The following is a 1,130-nucleotide window of genomic DNA, read 5'->3' as shown; positions in this document are numbered from 1 at the left end:
TCCAGCCCCTCCGGCGTTTGAGGACGAGCGCGGCAGCGCGATCAGTGACGGGAGGGGAAGGGGCGGAGGGGGCGAAAATCGCTGTTCCTCGGCCGTGACCCCGCTCAACGGGTGGTGGAAGAGCGGGAGTTGGGGAGCGCTACGGGCATGCGGGGACAACGGCCACGGATCAGCACAGCGCCGCGCCGGGGCGGCGAACGCCCGAGCGCGGGTCAGAAACCGCCTGACCGCACCGCTCAGTGGCCACCGAACAGCGTGCGGCGCAGCCGCTTCAGCGGTGCGAAGAGCGAGACCCGCCGCATGCGCGCGACCCTGCCGTTGCGGTCCTTCCCGGTGTCACGCGCGGTCAGCTCACGCATCAGGGACGTCGCCTCGGCCGTCTCGCGCTGCGGGAGGGCTGGGCCGCCCAGCACCGAGAGATGGCGGTCGAGGCGCGAACTGGTCGCGCTGCTCCCGCAGGTGATCGCAGGGACGCGTGCCCTGCTGCGCATCGTTATCTGTTCCATGTCACTCCCCACCCGTACGAGTCCACCCGGCCCGGGCAGGCTAACCCTATCGCTCCCTCGTGGCACTCGTGTATCGCGGTCACAGGATTCACCTTCCCTGTAAGGGTGTTGACGACTACTCTCCGAATCCAACTGATTTCAGGTCGACTTGGGCAATTGGTGCAGTGGTGGGCTGCTGCGAGCCGCCGGGTGGCTCTACGGTCACAGCGAGTGACTGGGCGTCAGTGTTCAGTCCAGCGGTGACCAAGGGCGTGTCGCCGTCAAAGAGCCCCAGGGAGCGTGGTTGCACGTGGGGGCGCATGAGCCACAGCTGGTGCACGCGTCCCCCCGTCGGGCTGCCGAGCCCGCTCGGTGTCACGACGGCGCGCCGTAGCGACGCGGAGGCGACGACGGCCACACCGTGCCCCCGGGCGTCCCGGGCGCCGGTCGCGCGGGCGTCGGGCGCCGCGAGAACGTGGGCGATCTCACGTGCCTGGGCCCGCTCCTGGTCCAGGGTGTCCCTGGTCTGCGTCGCCTGAACGGCGAAGAGCGAGGCCACGACGAGCGCGGCGGCGGCCGTGGCGGTGGCGAGCGGGGCGAGCAGCGGGCGGAAGCGGGGGGTACGCGCGCGTGCCGGCTGCCTTT

Annotated in this window: 2 protein-coding genes; both read right to left on the bottom strand. The window is 71.0% G+C overall.

What is annotated here, in order from left to right:
* Positions 1 to 236: 236 nt before the first annotated feature.
* Positions 237 to 506, bottom strand: coding sequence for a hypothetical protein (locus ABZS97_RS44030; protein WP_356149756.1), 270 nt, complete (start codon positions 504 to 506; stop codon positions 237 to 239).
* A 115-nt stretch (positions 507 to 621) separates the two neighbouring features.
* Positions 622 to 1,130 (bottom strand): anti-sigma factor (locus tag ABZS97_RS44025; protein WP_356149753.1); only part of this gene is annotated, 509 nt, incomplete at its 5' end.

Origin of the sequence: Streptomyces sp. NPDC005485 (genome assembly GCF_040606085.1) — a bacterium.
Taxonomy (GTDB): domain Bacteria; phylum Actinomycetota; class Actinomycetes; order Streptomycetales; family Streptomycetaceae; genus Streptomyces.
Note: the sequence above shows the minus strand (reverse complement) of the source record. Positions and strands in the feature narration are given on the sequence as shown.

Excerpts from the sequence above, each read along its gene's own strand:
- ABZS97_RS44030 (WP_356149756.1), bottom strand. The coding sequence starts at position 506 with ATGGAACAGATAACGATGCGCAGCAGGGCACGCGTCCCTGCGATCACC.